This is a genomic window from Limnohabitans sp. (genome assembly GCF_017848645.1).
Lineage (GTDB): Bacteria > Pseudomonadota > Gammaproteobacteria > Burkholderiales > Burkholderiaceae_C > Limnohabitans_A.
Map to the genome: position 1 here is coordinate 1 of NZ_JAFEIF010000005.1, position 18,939 is coordinate 18,939.

General features: G+C 61.9%; 18 protein-coding genes and 1 pseudogene. 9 read left to right on the top strand and 10 right to left on the bottom strand.

Annotated elements, in window-relative coordinates:
- The 4 genes and pseudogenes from QZ190_RS01265 to QZ190_RS01280 all read right to left on the bottom strand — a co-directional run.
- Positions 1–264 (bottom strand): annotated as a pseudogene (locus tag QZ190_RS01265) (alanine--glyoxylate aminotransferase family protein); the annotation flags it as partial.
- Positions 265–437: 173 nt separating this feature from the next.
- Positions 438–953: a signal peptidase II gene (lspA, locus tag QZ190_RS01270; RefSeq protein WP_090138239.1), complete on the bottom strand. Its 516-nt coding sequence runs from the start codon at positions 951–953 to the stop codon at positions 438–440.
- A 31-nt stretch (positions 954–984) separates the two neighbouring features.
- Positions 985–3,876 (bottom strand): isoleucine--tRNA ligase, encoded by a 2,892-nt coding sequence (gene ileS, locus QZ190_RS01275; RefSeq protein ID WP_291912635.1) that lies wholly within the window; start codon positions 3,874–3,876, stop codon positions 985–987.
- A 131-nt stretch (positions 3,877–4,007) separates the two neighbouring features.
- Positions 4,008–5,045, bottom strand: a complete 1,038-nt coding sequence (locus tag QZ190_RS01280; protein WP_090138725.1) for a bifunctional riboflavin kinase/FAD synthetase — start codon at positions 5,043–5,045, stop codon at positions 4,008–4,010.
- 181 nt (positions 5,046–5,226) lie between these two features.
- Here QZ190_RS01280 and QZ190_RS01285 point away from each other — a divergent pair, with 181 nt between their 5' ends.
- The 4 genes from QZ190_RS01285 (at position 5,227) to QZ190_RS01300 (ending at position 7,491) form a co-directional block, all read left to right on the top strand.
- Positions 5,227–5,784 (top strand): HNH endonuclease, encoded by a 558-nt coding sequence (locus QZ190_RS01285; protein ID WP_291912640.1) that lies wholly within the window; start codon positions 5,227–5,229, stop codon positions 5,782–5,784.
- Between the two features lie 133 nt (positions 5,785–5,917).
- Positions 5,918–6,877, top strand: a complete 960-nt coding sequence (locus QZ190_RS01290) for a DNA ligase (RefSeq protein WP_291912642.1) — start codon at positions 5,918–5,920, stop codon at positions 6,875–6,877.
- Between the two features lie 64 nt (positions 6,878–6,941).
- On the top strand, positions 6,942–7,232 hold the full coding sequence (locus QZ190_RS01295) for a BrnT family toxin (RefSeq protein ID WP_291912644.1): 291 nt from the start codon (positions 6,942–6,944) through the stop codon (positions 7,230–7,232).
- Positions 7,198–7,491 carry a BrnA antitoxin family protein gene (locus QZ190_RS01300; protein ID WP_291912646.1) on the top strand — a complete coding sequence of 98 codons (294 nt, stop codon included), beginning with the start codon at positions 7,198–7,200 and terminating at the stop codon, positions 7,489–7,491. The genes QZ190_RS01295 and QZ190_RS01300 overlap by 35 nt, the downstream gene beginning before the upstream one ends.
- A 200-nt stretch (positions 7,492–7,691) precedes the next feature.
- Here the strand turns inward: QZ190_RS01300 and QZ190_RS01305 are convergent, their stop codons facing one another.
- Entirely contained in the window at positions 7,692–8,807 is a 1,116-nt protein-coding gene (locus QZ190_RS01305) for an acyl-CoA dehydrogenase family protein (RefSeq protein ID WP_291912648.1), read from the bottom strand.
- Positions 8,808–8,817: 10 nt separating this feature from the next.
- Entirely contained in the window at positions 8,818–9,999 is a 1,182-nt protein-coding gene (locus tag QZ190_RS01310) for an acyl-CoA dehydrogenase family protein (protein WP_291912651.1), read from the bottom strand.
- Between the two features lie 153 nt (positions 10,000–10,152).
- Between QZ190_RS01310 and purN the strand changes: the two genes are divergently transcribed.
- The gene (gene purN / locus QZ190_RS01315) at positions 10,153–10,755 is read left to right on the top strand and encodes a phosphoribosylglycinamide formyltransferase (protein WP_291912653.1); all 603 of its coding nucleotides are present in this window, start codon (positions 10,153–10,155) and stop codon (positions 10,753–10,755) included.
- Here purN and QZ190_RS01320 read toward each other — a convergent pair.
- Complete coding sequence (locus tag QZ190_RS01320; protein ID WP_291912655.1) at positions 10,725–10,961, bottom strand: DUF1653 domain-containing protein; 237 nt, start codon at positions 10,959–10,961, stop codon at positions 10,725–10,727. The genes purN and QZ190_RS01320 overlap by 31 nt on opposite strands.
- Before the next feature lie 55 nt (positions 10,962–11,016).
- On the opposite strand from QZ190_RS01320, the gene QZ190_RS01325 reads away from it, so the two are divergent.
- Complete coding sequence (locus QZ190_RS01325; RefSeq protein ID WP_291912657.1) at positions 11,017–12,315, top strand: RsmB/NOP family class I SAM-dependent RNA methyltransferase; 1,299 nt, start codon at positions 11,017–11,019, stop codon at positions 12,313–12,315.
- A 112-nt stretch (positions 12,316–12,427) separates the two neighbouring features.
- Positions 12,428–13,639, top strand: a complete 1,212-nt coding sequence (locus tag QZ190_RS01330; RefSeq protein WP_291912659.1) for an acyl-CoA desaturase — start codon at positions 12,428–12,430, stop codon at positions 13,637–13,639.
- Positions 13,640–13,852: 213 nt separating this feature from the next.
- Here the strand turns inward: QZ190_RS01330 and rpmG are convergent, their stop codons facing one another.
- The 3 genes from rpmG to trxB form a co-directional block, all read right to left on the bottom strand.
- Positions 13,853–14,023 (bottom strand): 50S ribosomal protein L33, encoded by a 171-nt coding sequence (rpmG, locus tag QZ190_RS01335; RefSeq protein WP_006298735.1) that lies wholly within the window; start codon positions 14,021–14,023, stop codon positions 13,853–13,855.
- A 26-nt stretch (positions 14,024–14,049) separates the two neighbouring features.
- Entirely contained in the window at positions 14,050–14,283 is a 234-nt protein-coding gene (gene rpmB / locus QZ190_RS01340; RefSeq protein WP_026039317.1) for a 50S ribosomal protein L28, read from the bottom strand.
- Positions 14,284–14,664: 381 nt separating this feature from the next.
- On the bottom strand, positions 14,665–15,624 hold the full coding sequence (gene trxB / locus QZ190_RS01345; protein ID WP_291912688.1) for a thioredoxin-disulfide reductase: 960 nt from the start codon (positions 15,622–15,624) through the stop codon (positions 14,665–14,667).
- A gap of 212 nt (positions 15,625–15,836) precedes the next feature.
- On the opposite strand from trxB, the gene QZ190_RS01350 reads away from it, so the two are divergent.
- Complete coding sequence (locus tag QZ190_RS01350) at positions 15,837–18,236, top strand: DNA translocase FtsK (RefSeq protein WP_291912691.1); 2,400 nt, start codon at positions 15,837–15,839, stop codon at positions 18,234–18,236.
- 83 nt (positions 18,237–18,319) lie between these two features.
- Positions 18,320–18,928, top strand: a complete 609-nt coding sequence (gene lolA, locus QZ190_RS01355; RefSeq protein ID WP_291912822.1) for an outer membrane lipoprotein chaperone LolA — start codon at positions 18,320–18,322, stop codon at positions 18,926–18,928.
- Positions 18,929–18,939: the final 11 nt, after the last annotated feature.

Sequence of the window (18,939 nt, forward strand, 5' to 3'; positions counted from 1 at the left end):
CCAGCGGAAGCTGAACCAGCCGTTGCGGATCACCATGACATGCTGGTTGGTGGCGAACTGGCGGGCGACAGACTCCATGCCAAAGGTGCCGCTGCCGGGGACCAGTGCGACCGAGTGCGCTCCATAGACTGTTTTGAGCATGCGCGAGATGTCGGTCATCACCCCGCCAAAGCGCTTGGACATGTGGTTCAAGGCGCGGTCGGTGTAGACCACCGAAAATTCGAGCAGACCATCGGGGTCAATGTGGGGCAGCAATCCGGGCATGGGGATCTCCGTGGTGAAAAAATCAGGTTGTCCAGCTTACATGAGATCTGGCCATTGTGGGTTTTGGCCATTGGGCGGTGCGAATGGCCTCATCAGTCGCTTCGCGCCAGGAAATCGGCCATCCGCACCGTCCAATGGCCAACTCGGTGGGCTTCAAGTGATTGCGATGTAACTTAACGCCCGCGCCGCACCCGCAAGATTTCGTCCAGGATCAACAGCGCAGCGCCCACGCTGATACCGGCATCGGCCACGTTGAAGGCCGGGAAGTGCCAGGTGCCCCAGTAGAAGTCCAGAAAGTCGACCACATAGCCGTGCAGCAGGCGGTCAATGACGTTGCCAATCGCCCCGCCCAAAATGAGCGAGATGGCCAGGCCAAAGAGTTTTTGGCCGGGGTGGGCCCGCAGCATCCAGACCATGAAGAGGGCCGCCGCCACGCCGATGCCGGTGAAAAACCAGCGCTGCCAGCCGCCCGCACCCGCCAGAAACGAGAACGCTGCGCCGTGGTTGTGCACCCGCACCAGGTTGAAAAACGAGGTGATGGGCGTGCTGTCTCCGAGCTGGAAAGCGCCCAGCACCAGCACCTTGGTGAACTGGTCGAGCAGCAGCACCAAGAGGGCGATGCCCAGCCAGAGCGCCATGCCCGGGCTTTTGCTGGCGTAGCTTTTGCCGATTTTTTTGCTGCTGGCCATGGGTTTGCCTCGTGTGGTTGGTGCGTGAAGGTCAGGCCACGCTGCGGGTTTCGCCAGCGCCGTAGAGGTTGCTCACGCAGCGCCCGCAAATCGTGGGGTGATCCGCGTCGTGGCCCACGTCGTCAGCGTAGTGCCAGCAGCGCTCGCACTTGGTGGCCTGGCTGGCAGTGACCTGCACCGCCAATGCTTCGCCTGCCTGCAAAGTCACTTTGGAGGTGATGAACACGAACTTGATGTCCGCGTCCAAACTCGCCAGCAAGGCGTGGTCTGCAGCAGGCGCAGCGAGGGTGATCTCGGCTTGCAGCGACGCGCCCACCTGGCCTGCGGTGCGCAGGTTTTCGATGTCCTTGTTCACCAGGTCGCGGATTTCGCGGATGCGGGCCCACTTGGCGAGCAGAGCGATATGTTGAGGTGCATCGGCCGCGCCGAAGTCGCTGAAGGTTTCCAGGAAGATGGACTCCGATGTACCGAAAGTCTTCCAGGCTTCTTCGGCCGTGAACGACAGGAAAGGTGCCATCCAGCGCAGCATGCCGTGGGTGATGCGGTAGAGCGCCGTTTGTGCGCTGCGGCGGGCCAGGCTCTTGGGTGCTGTGGTGTACAGGCGGTCTTTCAGGACGTCCAGATAGAACGCGCCCAGGTCTTCCGAGCAGTAGATCTGCAGCTTGGAGACCACGGGGTGGAATTCGTACATGTCGAAGTGGGCGCGGATGTCGGCCTGCAACTGGGCAGCGCGGGCCAGCGCAAAGCGGTCGATTTCCAGCAGCTGGTCGTCGGGCACGGCATCAAGCGCCGGGTCGAAGTCGCTCACGTTGGCCAGCAAAAAACGCAAGGTGTTGCGGATGCGGCGGTAGGCATCGACCACGCGGGCCAGGATTTTGTCGTCGATGTTCAGGTCGCCCGAGTAGTCGGTGCTGGCCACCCACAGGCGCACGATTTCCGCGCCCATCTTGGAGTTGATGGTTTGTGGCTCGACGGTGTTGCCCAGCGATTTGCTCATCTTGCGGCCTTGGCCGTCGGTGGCAAAGCCGTGGGTCAACAGGCCTCGGTAAGGGGCGCGGTCGTACAAGGCGCAGCCCAGCAGCAGCGAGCTGTGGAACCAGCCGCGGTGCTGGTCGTGGCCTTCCAGGTACAGATCGGCCTCAGGACCCGCGGCATGGAAAGGCGCCACGCCATAAGCGTCTTTGTGGCTGGTGCGCAGCACATGCTGGAAGGTGGAGCCGGAGTCAAACCAGACTTCCAGAATGTCGGTGCTCTTGGTGTAGCTGGGGGCGTCGGCTGAGCCCAAAATCTCTTCCACCGTCACGCGGCTCCAGGCTTCGATGCCGCCTTTTTCGACGATGTCAGCGGCTTGATCGAGGATTTCCATGGTGCGCGGGTGCAACTCGCCACTGTCCTTGTGCAAGAAGAAGGGCACGGGCACGCCCCATGAGCGCTGGCGCGAGATGCACCAGTCCGGGCGGTTGGCGATCATGTCGCGCAGGCGGGATTTGCCGTTTTCGGGGTAGAACTGGGTTTGTTCGATCGCGTCCAGTGCCAGCTGGCGCAGGGTCTTGGGCGCTTTGTCCTTCGTGAACACGCCCTCGCCTTCGTCCATGCGCACAAACCACTGGGCGGCCGCGCGGTAGATGACGGGCGTCTTGTGACGCCAGCAGTGCGGGTAGCTGTGGGTGATTTCCACGGTGGCCATCAGGCGGTCGCTCTGGCCCAGCACCTCGATCACGCGGGCGCAGGCTTTCCAGATGTGTTGGCCGCCAAAGAAGGGGAGCTCTTGCGCATACACACCGTTGCCTTGCACCGGGTTGAGGATGTCGTCGTAGGCCAGGCCGTTGGCCACGCAGGAGTTGAAGTCGTCCACACCATAGGCGGGCGACGAGTGCACGATGCCCGTGCCGTCGGTGGCGGTCACGTACTCGGCCAGGTACAGAGGGGACTTGCGGCGGTAGCTGTAGGGACCGCCTTCTTCGGCGGTCACGGTGTCGTGCAGCGGGTGGCGGAAGACGAGGCCACGCAGTTTTTCGCCCACGGCGGTGGCGACCACGGTGCCTTGCAGTTTGTAGCGTTCCAAACACTTCTCGACCAGGCTGGCGGCCAGCATCAGCACGCCGCGGGGCGTGTCCACCAGGGCGTATTCCAGCTCGGGGTGGGCGTTCAGGGCCTGGTTGGCAGGGATGGTCCAGGCGGTGGTTGTCCAGATGACGGCAAAGGCCTTCTTGCTGTTTTCACCGGGCAGCTGGGTCAAGCCAAAGGCAGCAGCCAGAGCGGCGTTGTTGTCGGCTTCAAAAGCCACGTCCAGCGTGTCACTCTTTTTGTCGGCGTATTCGATCTCGAACTCGGCCAAGGACGAGCCGCAATCAAAGCACCAATAAACGGGTTTCAGGCCACGGTAGACAAAGCCGCGCTCGATCACGCGCTTGAAGGCGCGGATTTCACCGGCTTCGTTGGCCGGGTCCATGGTGCGGTAAGGGCGTTCCCAGTCGCCCAGCACGCCCAGGCGCTTGAAGTCTTCGCGCTGCTGGCCAATTTGCTCGGTGGCAAAGGCGCGGCTCTTGGCCTGCATGTCGTCACGGCTCAGGTTGCGGCCGTGCAGTTTTTCAATCGCGTTTTCGATCGGCAGGCCGTGGCAGTCCCAGCCGGGGATGTATTGCGCATCAAACCCCGCGAGTTGCTTGGACTTGACGATCATGTCTTTGAGCACTTTGTTGAGCGCGTGGCCGATGTGCAGTTTGCCGTTGGCGTAAGGCGGGCCGTCGTGCAGCACAAACAGCGGGGCGCCTTGCCGGGCGGCACGCAGTTTTTTGTACAAACCGCCATCGTTCCACTCGCTCACCCAGCCCGGCTCGCGCTTGGGCAAATCGCCGCGCATCGGGAAGGGGGTGTCCATCATGTTGATGCGGGTGTCGGGGTTCTGGGTTTTGTCGGTCATGGTGCGTCGGGTCGAGAGGGCTTCGACAAGCTCAGCCCGAGCGGCGTGCCGTTCGGAGAGATCAAGAGGGGGTGGGCCGTGGAGGTCGTTTGCCCTGAGCCTGTCGAAGGCGGCAAACGAGGGCCGGAGCGTCAAATTCGGTCGCGGGTGGTCTGGCGGCTGGTTTCACCATGGCGCGAAGCAAACCACGCTTGTGCATCGTCACAGTCTTTGGCGATGCCCCGTGTCAGGGCGTCCAGACCGTCGTATTTCAGTTCGTCGTGTAATTTATGCAGCAAGTCCACGCGGATGATTTTACCGTAGCCCCCCTCGGCCCCCAGCTGGGCGGGCCAGTCGAAGGCATGGGTCTCCAGCAGCACACGCCCGCCGTTCACGTCATTAGGGTCGAGTGAGGGGCGGATGCCTAAGTTGGCCACGCCCTTCAGGGCTTGATCGGTCAGGCCATGCACCTGAACCACAAAGATGCCACTGGCGGCGGGCTTCCAATGCGAAAAGCGCAAATTCAGCGTGCGAAAGCCGTCGCCCGCGCCTTCTGCGGTGGCGGCCAACTCGCGCCCGAGCTTGCGCCCATGCACCACATGGCCGCTGATGCTGTAAGGGCGGCCCAGCAGGGCCTGCACCGCTGGCAGGTCGCCTTTGGCCAGCGCATCGCGCACGGCCGAGCTGGACACGCGCAGGCCGCGCACCTCGTAGCTGTTCATGCGGGCCACGTCAAAGCCCAAGTTTTGCCCGGCCGCGTCGAGCATGGCGTAGTCGCCAGCGCGTTTCGCGCCAAAGCGGAAATCGTCGCCCACCAGCACATAGCGCACGCCCAGGCCCTGCACCAGTACCTGCTGGATGAAGTCTTCGGGCGACTGGCTGGCCAGGCGGGCGTCAAAGGGCACCACCACCACTTGGTCGACGCCGCAGCGCTCGAGTTCTTGCAGTTTGTCGCGCAGCGTGGCGATGCGGGCCGGGGCCAGATCGGGCTTGTTCAGGGCCTTGGCAAAGTAGTCGCGCGGGTGGGGCTCGAAGGTCATGACGCAGCTGGGCACGCCCCGGTGCGCGGCTTCGCTGCGCAAGAGGGCCAGCATGGCTTGGTGACCGCGGTGCACGCCGTCGAAGTTGCCAATGGTCAGGGCGCAAGCGGGGGCCAAGTCGGGGTGGTGGAAGCCTCGGAAAACCTTCATGTCGCTGCTCATGTCCTGCCTGTGCGCTGGGCCAAGCGCCAGCTTTCACGGATTTGTCAATGTAAGAGGGTATATTGTGACCGAGCCCGATCCTTTTGGCCTTGGCATCAGCCGCGTCCAGCAGGATCGAGACGGAACTTTTCGTGTCAGTGGTTTTTTAAACTGTTGGATGGAGGCGTCTGTGAAGGTTTTGAAACTCTCGGCCCAAGGCTTGCCGCAATCGTGGATCACACTGGAGCAAGCTGTCACCCATTACGCGGCCGACGAGGTGCGCTGGGAGGCGGGCCAGCAAGTGGCCGTGTTTCACGGGGGGCACAACGCGCTCACGGGCCAGCAATCCATCATCACCGTCAACAGCATCATCGGCACCCAGGGCGTGCCCCGCATCAACCCCTTTGACATGCGCTCTGGTTTGACCAACCCCAAGTTGTTCGTGCGCGATCGCAATGTCTGCGCGTATTGCGGTGGGTATTTTCACGAGTCGGTGCTGACCCGTGAACACATCGTGCCGTTGTGCCAAAACGGCCCCGACCACTGGATGAACGTGGTCACGGCTTGCCGATCCTGCAACCATCGCAAAAGCAGCCGCACGCCGGAGCAAGCCAAGATGCCTCTGCTGTACGCGCCCTATGTGCCCAGCCTGTGGGAAGACTTCATCTTGCGCAACCGCCGCATCCTGAGCGACCAGATGGCGTTTTTGATGGCACATGTGCCCAAGAGTTCGCGTTTGATGGCCTGAGCGAGACGGCCAGGCGACGCGGCTTGCGCGGATGCGCAAAGCGTCGCATCATCACTTCCTGAAAACAAAAGACCCCACCCCAGATTGCTTTTTTAGGCAGCTCTGGGCCTAGGGGTGCTCAGGGAGACCGATCATGCCCCATCCATCTCTGGCCTTTTTACCGGGCCGCGACCCGGCCCCACTCAAGGGCCGCGCCTCGCGCCAGCCTCAGGCACCCACTTCGGACCTGGGTCGACGCGCCAGCTTGTCTGCGCTGCTCTTGTCGCCTTGGCTGATGCCCAGCGTTTGGGCCCAGGCCTTGGGGGCGGTTCCGTCAGGGGCAGCGAGTGGCGTTCAGCTGGCCATGCCCTGGCCCCCGGGGCGCTCGCCACAAGGGTTTTCAGTCAGTGAAAAATTCGACGGTGTGCGGGCTGTTTGGGATGGGCAGGTCTTGCGTTTTCGCAGCGGTCGGGTGATTGCGGCCCCGGCTTGGTTTTTGTCGGCGCTGCCCCGGGTCGCGCTCGACGGCGAGTTGTGGATGGCGCGTGGGGCGTTTGACCGGCTCTCTGGTGTGGTGCGCCAGACCGAGCCCGACGACGATGCCTGGCGGGCGGTGAAGTACCTGGTGTTTGACGCGCCCGGCCATGACGCCCCGTTTGCGCAGCGTGTGGCTTTTGTGCAATCCACATTGGCGAAAGCGCAGCAGCCTTGGCTGATGCCTGTTGCGCAGCGCGAGGTGATCGACGCCCGCGCTTTGCAGGCCTTGTTGCAGGACACAGTGCGGCAAGGCGGCGAGGGGCTGATGCTGCACCGGGCCGATGCCCTGTGGCAGCCGGGCCGCACGGATGCAGTGTTTAAGTTGAAACCTGAGTTGGACGAAGAGGGCTTGGTGGTGGGGCACCAACCCGGCAAGGGGCGTTTGCTGGGCATGACCGGGGCTTTGCTGGTGCAAATGCCTTCGGGTCAGCGCTTTGCCTTGGGGTCTGGATTGAGCGATGCACAGCGCCGCAACCCGCCGCCCGTGGGGGCCTGGGTCACATACCGTTACCGTGAGCGCACGCCCTCGGGTTTGCCGCGTTTTGCGTCTTTTCTGCGGGTGCGGGAGGTGGAGTGAGCATGTAAAGAGTATTCAAAACATCTAAAAACTTGCAATCTTTATTTAATGTGCATACAATAAAATGGTGAAGATTGGATTCGATCCAGCCAAGAATGCCGCCAATATGGCAAGCCGTGGTTTGCCGTTTGAGCTTGTCGAGCAGCTTGACTGGGCCCATGCGCTGATGGAGGAAGACACCCGCAAAGCCTACGGAGAGCGGCGATTTCAGGTGCTGGGGTTCATCGGGGGGCGGTTGCACGCCGTTGTATTCACGCCGCGCGAAGGCAAGGTGCATGTCATCAGTCTGCGCAAGGCCAATTCGAGAGAGGTCAAGAGATATGCCAAAACGCCCAAACCCAGAACTGACAGATGACGACAACCCGGAATGGACGGATGCAGACTTTGCCCGCGCCCGCCCTGCGTCAGATGTCTTGCCCGAGCTGTTCGGAAACCAGGCCGCACAGACGATGCTCAAGCCACGCGGGCGACCTCGCGCTGAGGTCGTCAAAGAACGCATCACCATCCGATTGGATGCCGATGTGCTGGAAGCTTTCCGCTCCACCGGCAAGGGCTGGCAGACCCGAATGAATGACGCCATGCGTGACTGGGTGCGAGCCCACTCCCCGGTGTAGTTCAGAGACAAACCCACAGGAAGTTTTGAGCAACAAAAAAGGCCCCTTTTGGGGCCTTCTCGTTGGGTGGCTCATTCAGACGATTTTGGTGATGAGCTGCAAGGCGAAAGGACGGCGCGTTTCGGGCTCAGAGGCGCTTCGCTTTGCCGCATCGCCCGACCCGCGCCGCCCTCCCGCCTTGCTCGGGTTACTGGTTCTCTTCAAGCGAACACGCCCGCCGTCTCCTGCATGCGGGCTGACACTTCGCCCAATTGGTGCAAGGTGTCGCCGAATGTCATGTCCAGCTGCGTCAATTTCTTGAAGTAGTGGCTCACGATGTACTCGTCCGTGACGGCAATGCCGCCGTGCAGCTGCACCGCTTGCTGGCCGATGAAGCGCATGGACACGCCCAGCTGGTACTTGGCGCGGGCCAAGGCGCGGCGGCGCTCGTCGGCGGGCGCATGCAGCTTGAGGCTGGCGTAGTAGCTCATCGAGCGGCCCAACTCCAGCTGCATCTTCATGTCGGCCACGCGGTGGCGCAGGGCCTGGAAGCTGGCGATGTTCACACCGAACTGCTTGCGCGTGTTCATGTAATCCACGGTGATGGCCAAAGTCTTGTCCATCACGCCCACGGCTTCGGCGCAAGTGCACGCGATGCCGATGTCCACCGCCTCTTCCAAAGCGGCCAGGCCGTTCAGAGTGATCAGTTGGGCAGCGGCCTTGTTCAACACCACTTCGGCGGCGCGTGAGCCGTCTTGTGTGCCGTACGCCTGAGTGCTCACGCCGCTGGCGCTGCGCTCGACCAAAAACAGGGCGATTTGACCGTTGACGGTGGCGGGCACCACAAAAGCGTCGGCTTGGTCGCCAATGGCCACCACGCTCTTGGTGCCGGTCACGGTCCAAGCGCCGCCAGACTCGCTGGCCTGGGCGGCGCAACGGTTCAGCTGGTAACGTGCCCCGCGCTCCTGCTGCGCCAGCACGACGATGGCTTCGCCTGCCGCCATGCGCGTCAACCAAGCGGCTTGCAGGGCTGCAGGGGCGTGGGTTTGCAGCGTGGCGCTGCAGATCAGGGTTTGGGTGAGGGGTTCGAGCACGATGCCGCGCCCGAGTTCTTCCATGGTGACCATGGCTTCGGTCGGGCCCATGCCCATGCCGCCGTGCTCTTCGCTCACGTACAGGCCCGTCAGGCCCAGTTCGGCCATTTCGCCGTAAGCGGCACGGTCAAAGCCCCCGGCTGCGACGATGGTGCGGCGGCGGTCAAAGTCATAGCCCTTGTCCACCCATTTGCGCACCGCGTCGCGCAGTTGTTCTTGGTCGTCAGAAAAATCGAAATCCATGTGTGTCTCCTTAACCCAGAACTGTCTGGGCGACGATGTTGCGTTGCACTTCGTTGCTGCCGCCGTAAATGGTGGTCTTGCGCATGTTGAAGTAGTTGGCGGCCAGTGGCGCGTTGGCCACCACACCGCCGGGGAAGTTGCCTTGCCAACCCGCGTCCATGGCTTCGAAGATGAAGGGCAGGGCGAAGGGGCCTGCGGCCTGCATCATCAGCTCGGTGTAGCGCTGCTGAATTTCGCTGCCCTTGATCTTCAGGAGACCGGCAATGTCGAGCGAGTTCTTGCCCGACTTTTCGGCGGACAGGACGCGCAGCACCAGCATTTCGAGTGCCACGATGTCGACTTCGAGCTTGGCGATTTCGTCGCGGAAGCGCATGTCGTCGTACACGCCTTCGGCTTTGGCGATGCGCTTGAGGCGCTCGAGCTCGCGCTTGGCGCGGTTCACGTCGGCGATGTTGGTACGCTCGTGGGCCAGCAGGTGCTTGGCGTAGTTCCAGCCCTTGTTTTCCTCGCCCACCAGGTTCTCTGCGGGCACTTCGACGTTGTCAAACCAGACTTCGTTGACTTCGCACTCGCCGTCCAGCAGTTTGATGGGGCGCACGGTGATGCCGGGCGATTTCATGTCGATCAAGAGGAAGGAGATGCCGGTTTGGGGTTTGCCTTCGGTGCTGGTGCGCACCAGGCAAAAAATCCACTCGCCGTATTGGCCCAGCGTGGTCCAGGTTTTCTGGCCGTTGACGATGTATTTGTCGCCCACGCGCTCGGCGCGGGTCTTCAGCGACGCCAGGTCAGAGCCGGAGCCCGGCTCGCTGTAGCCCTGGCTCCACCAGACTTCGCCGCTGGCGATGCCGGGCAAAAAGCGCTGTTGCTGCTCGGCGTTGCCAAAAGCCATGATCACCGGGGCCACCATCACGGGGCCAAAAGGCACGACGCGGGGGGCACCGGCCAGGGCGCATTCTTCTTCAAACAAATGCTTTTGCACGGCGGTCCAGCCCGGGCCGCCAAACTGCGTGGGCCAGCCATGGCCCAGCCAGCCTTTTTTGCCCAAAATCTTGGCCCAGCGCTGCATGTCCTCGCGGGTCAGACGCATGGCGTTGTGCACTTTTTGTGAAATGTCAGCGGGCAAGTTTGCCTTGACCCAGGTGCGGATCTCGTCGCGGAACGCGAGCTCTTCGGGGGTGAATGCCAAATCCATGGGGGAATCTCTCCGTTGGGGGTGGGTGTTTTTGAGTGCAGTTCAAGCAAAATCAAACGACCGTGCTTTTTATCATGCGCAGGTCGATTCGGCTTGTCCTTGGGGCGACAAAAGCCAAGAGACTTTCAGTGAGCAGGGATAATCCGGCCCTTCATGAGAAACATCGTCATTCTGATTTCGGGCTCGGGCTCCAACATGGCCGCCATCGTGCGTGCGGCAGAGCAGGGCCGCTGGAGCCAACGCCTGAACGCCCGGGTGGCCGCCGTGCTGAGCAACCGGGCCGATGCCCAAGGCCTGGCCTTTGCCCAAGACCACGGCATTGCCACCGCCGTGCTGGACCACAAGGCCTTTGCCAGCCGCCAAGACTTTGATGCCGCTTTGATGGCCGAAATCGACCGGCACGCCCCCGCGCTGGTGGTGTTGGCGGGCTTCATGCGCATCCTGACCCCCGGGTTTGTGGCGCACTATGCCGGGCGCTTGCTCAACATCCATCCGTCTTTGTTGCCCGCTTTCCCGGGGCTGAACACGCACCAGCGGGCGATCGATGCCGGATGCCGCTTTGCCGGGGCCACGGTGCACCAGGTCACGGCCGAGCTCGACCATGGCGCCATCCTGGCGCAGGCGGTGGTGCCAGTTTTGGCCGATGACACGGCCGACACCTTGGCGGCACGTGTGCTCAGCCAAGAGCACTTGATCTACCCGCAGGCGGTCGCTGAGTTTTTGGCTCAATCTCCAATGCGTTCAAAGCGTGGTTGAACTTTTCCATTGAATTCGGCCACTTCGGCAAACATGGCGGCAGGCCGCACCCACAGGCCTTGCTCGCCATAAAGCGCCTGGTACAGCGTCATGTGTTGCAGGTCTTCGCTGTGGCGCACGGTGCCCAGCACGCGGTATTGGCCACCTTTGTAATGGCGGTACAGGCCTTTGGGCGTTTCGATCATCGGTGGCAGTGGTTCTGACATGTCTTTCCTGTGATGTGTGTCTGACAAAGGGACGGGGATGGGACAATGCAGCCCTATGCATCCAAAAGCCCTTTTAGACGCCTGCGCCGATTTGGTCAGGCTGGTCCTCCAATTTGAACATCCTGCCGACGCTGTCGTGTCGCGCTATTTCCGCGAACACCGCTCTTTGGGCCCCCGTGAACGCGCCACCCTGGCCGAAACCGCTTTTGCGGTGCTGCGCAAAAAGCTGCTCTTTGAACAACTGGCCCGCTCCGGCTCGGGTGCCAAAGAGCGCAAGCTGGCGATTTTGGGCTTTTTTGGCCCGCGCGATTTTTTGGCCTCGGCCCTGAACGACACCGAAAAAAAATGGCTCGCGACCTGCGACGCCATTCCGGGCGACGCCCTGATGGCCCCGCACCGCCACAACCTGCCCGATTGGATGGCGCAAGCCCTGCAAGCCCAATTGGGCGAGGATTTCTGGGACTTGGCCGAGCATTTGCAGCAGCCCGGCACCTTGGACCTGCGCGTGAACATGCTCAACGCCAAGCGCAGCGACATCCAAAAAGAGCTCGCGCAAGCGGGCATCGCCTCCGAGCCCACACCCTATTCGCCTTGGGGTTTGCGCTTGCAAGGCAAACCCGCCTTGCAAAAGACCGACGCCTTCATCCGGGGTGCGATCGAGGTGCAAGACGAAGGCTCGCAGCTGCTGGCCTTGCTGGTGGACGCTCACCGGGGCGAGATGGTGGTGGACTTTTGCGCAGGTGCGGGCGGCAAAACGCTGGCGCTGGGCGCGGCCATGCGCAGCACGGGCCGTTTGTACGCGTTTGACGTGTCGGGCCACCGCCTCGATGCCCTCAAACCCCGCATGGCCCGCAGCGGCTTGTCGAATGTGCACCCGGCGGCCATTGCGCACGAGCGCGACGAGCGCGTGAAACGCCTGTCGGGCAAGATCGACCGCGTATTGGTCGATGCGCCGTGCTCGGGCTTGGGCACCTTGCGCCGCAACCCTGACTTGAAATGGCGACAAAAGCCCCAAGCTGTGCAAGAGTTGACCGAAAAGCAGCAAGCCATCCTGCAAAGCGCCTCGCGCATGGTCAAGTCGGGCGGCCGTTTGGTGTATGCCACCTGCAGCGTGTTGCCCGAGGAAAACGAGCTGATCGCGCAAGCCTTCAGCGCCGCCAACCCGGATTTTGTCCCCTTGAACGTGGCGCAAGAGCTCGACAGGCTCAAAGTGCCCCACGCAGCCAGCCTGTGCTCACTTGCCCCATCGGGCGATGTCCACCCCGATGCCCCGCCAGCCGGCACATTCCTGAGGCTGTGGCCCCATCGCCATGCCACGGATGGGTTTTTTGCCGCAGCTTGGGTTAAAAAGTAATACTTTGAAGCCCCTATCGGCCGAAGTCGGTCGAAATCGCTGTCCTTTTTGGGGCAGCAAACTTAAAATCGTCGTATTGCCTGGTTTCAGGCGCCAGTAGAAAGACAGACTCATGTTGTTGCCTGATTGGGCTTTTTTGGATGCAGTGGTTCACTGGATGGGCAACGGCCTGTTCGACTTGGCTTGGTGGCAAATGGTGTTGATCACCTTGGCCCTGACCCACATCACCATCGCCAGCGTCACCATTTTCCTGCACCGTCACCAGGCGCACCGCGCCTTGGACCTGCACGCTATTCCCTCGCACTTTTTCCGTTTCTGGCTGTGGCTGACCACGGGCCAGGTGACCAAGGAGTGGGCGGCCATCCACCGCAAGCACCACGCCAAGTGCGAGCAAGCTGAAGACCCGCACAGCCCCCATGTGCACGGCATCAAAACCGTGTTGTTCACGGGCGCTGAGCTGTACCGCAAGGAATCGAAGAACCTGGACACTATCAAGCGGTTTGGCCACGGCACACCCGACGACTGGATCGAGCGCAACCTGTACACCCGCTTTTCCTGGCAAGGCGTGGCCCTGATGCTGATCATCGATGTGGCCCTGTTTGGCTTTTTGGGCCTGACGGTCTGGGCTGTGCAAATGGCCTGGATCCCGATCACGGCGGCCGGCATCATCAACGGTGCGGCCCACTACTGGGGTTACCGCAACTTTGAGGCGCACGACGCCAGCACCAACATCTCGCCTTGGGGCATCCTGATCGGTGGCGAAGAGTTGCACAACAACCACCACACTTACCCCACCTCGGCCAAGCTGTCGGTCAAGCCTTACGAGTTCGACATCGGCTGGTTGTACATCCGCGTGCTCGAAACCTTGGGCATGGCCACCGTCAAAAAGACACCGCCTCGTCTGGCTTACGGCGACATCCGCCCTGTGGCCGACGAAAAGACCCTGGAAGCCCTGATTGCCAACCGTTACGAAGTGATGGCGGGCTATGCCCGCAATGTGCGCACCGTGATGCAACAAGAAGCCGGCAAGCTCAAGCTGGACGCCAGTGTGATGCAGGCGGCCCAGCGTTGGTTGCACCGCGATGCCGCCAAGGTGCCCGCTGCGGCTCAGGCCCATCTCCAGCAAGCCCGCGCTGCGAGTCCCGTGCTCGACAAGATGGTGCAAATGCGCGAAGAGCTGAGCCAGATTTGGCTGAACACCTCGCATTCCCGCGAGCAATTGGCCGCCGACCTCCAGGCTTGGTGCCGTCGGGCCGAAGAAAGTGGCATCTCTGCACTGCGTGACTTCTCGGTCAAGTTGCGTGCGGTTCGTCAAACGGCCTGATCTGTATCCGAGAACATCCAAACAGGGCCTTCGGGCCCTGTTTGCTTTGCGGCATTCGGTTTGCTGATGTTGGACAAATAGGTTGGCCAAGTGATGATCCCGTGAAGGTTCGGGTGCATCCTTGGAGAAACCGCTTGGCTCGCAACATGCTCAGTGTTGGGACGTAAAAAAACCCGCCAGAGGCGGGTTTTTTGTTGCAAGGCTCAGGCCGAATCACTTCAGCTTGATTTCCTTGTATTCAACGTGCTTGCGAGCTTTGGGGTCGAACTTCATGATCGACATTTTCTCGGGCATGGTTTTCTTGTTTTTGCTGGTCGTGTAGAAGTGACCAGTGCCAGCTGTGGATTCCAGCTTGATTTTTTCGCGTCCGCCTTTGGTTGCCATGGTAGATGACTCCTAATGTTCTGGGTTTAGGCTTGACCGCGTGCACGCAGGTCTGCGAGCACGGCATCGATGCCGTTTTTGTCGATCAGGCGCAGAGCAGCGCTGGAGACGCGCAGGCGCACCCAACGGTTTTCTGTTTCAACCCAGAAACGACGGTATTGCAGGTTCGGCAGGAACCGGCGCTTGGTTTTGTTGTTGGCGTGGGAAACGTTGTTCCCGGTCATTGGGCCTTTGCCCGTTACGTCGCAAACGCGTGCCATGTGGACACTCCGATACTTTTTAAACAGCTGGTGCCGATGGGTCTCGTGCAGATTTGCACGGGGCCTGGCGCTCCAGCCTCACCTCGCCAAGATGGGTGGCGGTATCCCAGATCGCTGGCTCCGTGATCCCGAATGAAAACCCGGGCAGTTCCAGCAAAGCCTTGAATTATAGCCAGAAAGCGCGGGCTTGAACCCTTGGGTTGGTCTTTTGTGACCAAGGCTGGGTAATTTTGGCCTTGGTGGGGGAGGCGTTACGGGTGCCTGCCGGGGTTCAGAGGCGCTTCGCTTTGCCACATCACCCCGGCAGCCACCCGCAACGCCTTTGTCGAGGTTCGTTGTCGCAGTGCCTGCAACTTGAACGTCGACTCTGGCGTTTCGTCTTCAACCGTTGTGCTGTTCCAGAAAACGCTGCGCATCGAGCGCGGCCATGCAGCCCGTGCCGGCGCTGGTGATGGCTTGGCGGTAAACGTGGTCTTGCACATCGCCGGCGGCAAACACGCCGGGCACCGATGTCTGGGTGGCAAAGCCCTTCAAGCCGCTTTGGGTCACGATGTAGCCGTTTTCCAGCGTCAATTGGCCCTGGAAGATGTCGGTGTTGGGGGCATGGCCAATGGCGATGAAGCAGCCCTTGAGTTCGACGTCGTGCAGGCTGCCGTCTTTGGTGCTTTTCAGGCGAATGCCGGTCACGCCGGAGGCGTCGCCCAGCACTTCTTCCAGGGTCTGGAAGGTTTTGAGTTCGATCTTGCCTGCAGCGACTTTGTCCATCAGTTTGTCCACCAAGATGGGCTCGGCCTTGAACTTGTCGCGGCGGTGGACCAAATAGACCTTGCTGGCGATGTTGGACAGGTAAAGGGCTTCTTCGACGGCAGTGTTGCCGCCGCCCACCACGCAGCAAACTTGGTCGCGGTAGAAAAAGCCGTCGCAGGTGGCGCAGCCGCTCACGCCGCGGCCCATGAAAGCGGTTTCGGACGGCAGGCCTAGGTATTTGGCCGATGCACCCGTGGCGATGATCAGGCTGTCGCAGGTGTAGGTGCCGCTGTCGCCGATCAGGGTGAAGGGGCGCTGCTCCAGCTTGACGGTGTGGATGTGGTCAAACACGATCTGGGTGTTGAAGCGCTCGGCGTGTTCCTGGAAACGTTGCATCAGGTCCGGGCCTTGCACGCCGTGCACGTCAGCGGGCCAGTTGTCCACCTCGGTGGTGGTCATGAGCTGGCCGCCTTGCGCCATGCCGGTGATCAACAGGGGTTTGAGGTTGGCGCGGGCGGCGTAAACGGCGGCGGTGTAACCGGCGGGGCCAGAGCCGAGGATCAGGACTTGGGCGTGTTGTGTGGGGGTCGACATAAAAAGGCTATCCGGTCATCAAGACAAAGGGCGTGGAAAAAATTCCAGAGACATGCATTGTAAGAAACCCCCAAACACAACGGGCATCAAGGCTTTGCTGCTGGGCACCCCGGGCTGTCGGCTTCCTGGGTTGCGGGGCTGAGAACCCGGCATGTGGGTGCATGGCGCTGTGCCTGATCCGGCCTTGATCGGGTAAGCTTGACACTTCATTTATGACTTACTCACTGAACACCTTGACCCGAGATGGCGCTGGCGTGGCTTCCGCTGCGCCTCAGACGCTGTGGTCACGTTTTGCCCAGGAAATCCTCTTGCTGCTGGGGGCGGGGCTGCTCTTGTTTGTGACGGTGGCCCTGTGGAGCTACCACCCGCAAGATCCGGCATGGTCCACTTCGGGTGGCGGTGAGGCTGTGCGCAATGGGGCGGGTCGCTGGGGCGCCTGGGTCTCGGATTTGGCTTATTTCCTGATGGGCTTTTCGGCCTGGTGGTGTGTGGCCGCGGGCCTTCGGGTGTGGTTGGTGGCTTTGGCCCGTTGGTTGCGCGGCGCTGGCCCGCAAGACACCTTGGACAAGCCCCTCTGGCAGCGCAGCTTGTGGGTGTTCTGGGGGGGGCTGGCGGTCTTGCTCTTGGCCAGTTGCGGCCTGGAGTGGACGCGCCTTTACCGTCTTGAATCGGCCTTGCCCGGGCACAGCGGCGGGGTGCTGGGTTACCTGGTGGGGGCCGTCGCTGTGCGCGGCTTGGGCTTCAACGGATCGGCCCTGTTGGGCATCGTGCTGGCCTTGGTGGGCGTGGCCATGGTGTTTCGCTTTTCCTGGGGACAGTTGGCCGAAAAAATCGGGGGTCGGCTCGACGCCTTGATCCGGTCGCGACACGAAAAGCGCGAAATCGAGGAAGACCTCGCTTTGGGCCAACAGGCTTTGCGTGAACGTCAGCAGGCCCTCTCGCCTCAGGCCATCGAGCCGGAGTGGGACCTGGACCCACCCGTCCACGTCTCGCCCGATGGCCAGCTCGATTTGCCCGCCGTGCCGGTGCCGGTTGCCAAAGCGCAGCCCCGTGTGATTGAGCCGCCCGTGATGGAGGTGCCGCGCAGTGACCGTGTGGTCAAGGAGCGCCAGAAGCCCCTGTTCAACGAGCTGCCTGACAGCAAGCTGCCGCAGGTGGATTTGCTCGACAGCCTGTCCATTCGGCAGGAAACCGTATCGCCCGAGACGCTGGAGATGACCAGCCGCCTGATCGAGAAAAAGCTCTCTGACTTTGGTGTCAAGGTGCGCGTGGTGGCGGCGGCCCCTGGTCCGGTGATCACGCGCTACGAGATCGAGCCGGACACGGGTGTCAAGGGCTCGCAGGTGGTGAACCTGGCCAAAGACCTGGCGCGTTCGCTCAGCCTGGTGTCCATCCGGGTGATCGAGACGATTCCGGGCAAGAATTTCATGGCGCTGGAATTGCCCAACGCCAAGCGCCAGTCGATCAAGCTCAGCGAAATTCTGGGCTCGCAGGTCTACCACGAGGCCAAGTCCATGCTGACCATGGGCTTGGGCAAGGACATCATCGGCAACCCGGTGGTGGCCGATCTGGCCAAGATGCCGCATGTGCTGGTGGCCGGCACGACTGGCTCGGGCAAGTCGGTGGGTATCAACGCCATGATCTTGTCGCTGCTGTACAAAGCCGAAGCGCGCGATGTGCGCCTTTTGATGATCGACCCCAAGATGCTGGAGATGTCGGTTTATGAAGGCATTCCGCACCTGCTGGCCCCGGTGGTGACCGACATGCGCCAAGCCGCAAACGGCCTGAACTGGTGTGTGGCCGAGATGGAAAAGCGCTACAAGCTCATGAGCAAGATGGGCGTGCGCAACCTGGCCGGGTACAACCAGAAAATCGACGAAGCCACGGCACGCGAAGAGTTCATCTACAACCCCTTCAGCCTCACACCCGATGATCCGGAGCCGCTCAAGCGCCTGCCGCACATCGTGGTCGTGATCGACGAGTTGGCTGATTTGATGATGGTGGTGGGCAAAAAGATCGAAGAGCTGATTGCGCGTTTGGCCCAGAAGGCCCGCGCGGCAGGCATCCATTTGATTTTGGCCACGCAACGCCCCAGCGTGGACGTGATCACCGGCCTCATCAAGGCCAACATCCCGACCCGCATTGCGTTTCAGGTGTCGAGCAAGATCGACAGCCGCACCATCCTTGACCAGATGGGCGCCGAAGCCTTGCTGGGCATGGGCGACATGCTGTACATGCCTTCGGGCACGGGCTTTCCGATTCGGGTGCACGGCGCTTTTGTGAGCGACGAGGAAGTGCACCGGGTGGTGAATTACCTCAAGAGCCAGGGCGAGCCCGACTACATCGAAGGCGTGCTCGAAGGCGGCACCACAGACGACGATGGCGGCATGCTGGGCGAGGGCGATAACGGCGAGAAAGACCCGATGTACGACCAGGCCGTGGAGGTCGTCTTGAAGAACCGCAAGGCCAGCATCTCGCTGGTGCAACGCCACCTCAAGATTGGCTACAACCGCGCTGCCCGCTTGGTGGAAGACATGGAAAAAGCAGGCCTGGTCAGCGCCATGAGCGGCAGCGGTCAGCGTGAAATTTTGGTGCCCGCACGGGCAGAGTGAACCGAATGACAAACTTTCTTGGGCAACGTCGCGCTGTGTTGGGCATCGGTGCATGGGCTTTGTGGGCAGGGGCTTTGGGTTTCATGGCCCTGCCCGCGCAGGCCGACAGCGTGGACTTGCTGGCCCAGTTCATGAAGCAGGCCCGCAGCGGCCGCGCCGACTTCACCCAGGTGGTCACCTCGCCCAGTCGCCCGGGCCAGACCCCGCGCGCCAAAACATCCAGTGGCCGCTTCGAGTTTCAGCGGCCAGGCAAGTTTCGCTTCGACTACCGCAAGCCCTTTGTGCAAACCCTGGTGGCCGATGGCCAGACCTTGTGGCTGCACGATGTGGACTTGAACCAGGTCACGGCCCGCGCGCAGTCGCAGGTGCTGGGCTCGACCCCGGCCGCCTTGCTGACGGCCGCTTCGGATTTGCAGGCCCTCAAAGCCGACTTCAAGTTCAGCCCCGAGCCCGACCAGGGCGGTCTGCAGTGGGTGCGCGCCACGCCCCAGTCACCCGATGGGCAAATTCGCACCGTGATGGTGGGCTTGCGTGCATCGGCCTCCGGGCCCGAGCTGGCCGTGCTCGACGTGCAGGACAGCCTGGGCCAGCGCTCCTTGCTGACATTCACGGGCTTTGAGCTGAACCCGGCCTTGTCCGCCAGCACCTTTGTGTTCAAGGCCCCAGCGGGCGCGGACGTGATTCGCCCCTGATGCTGCCCGGG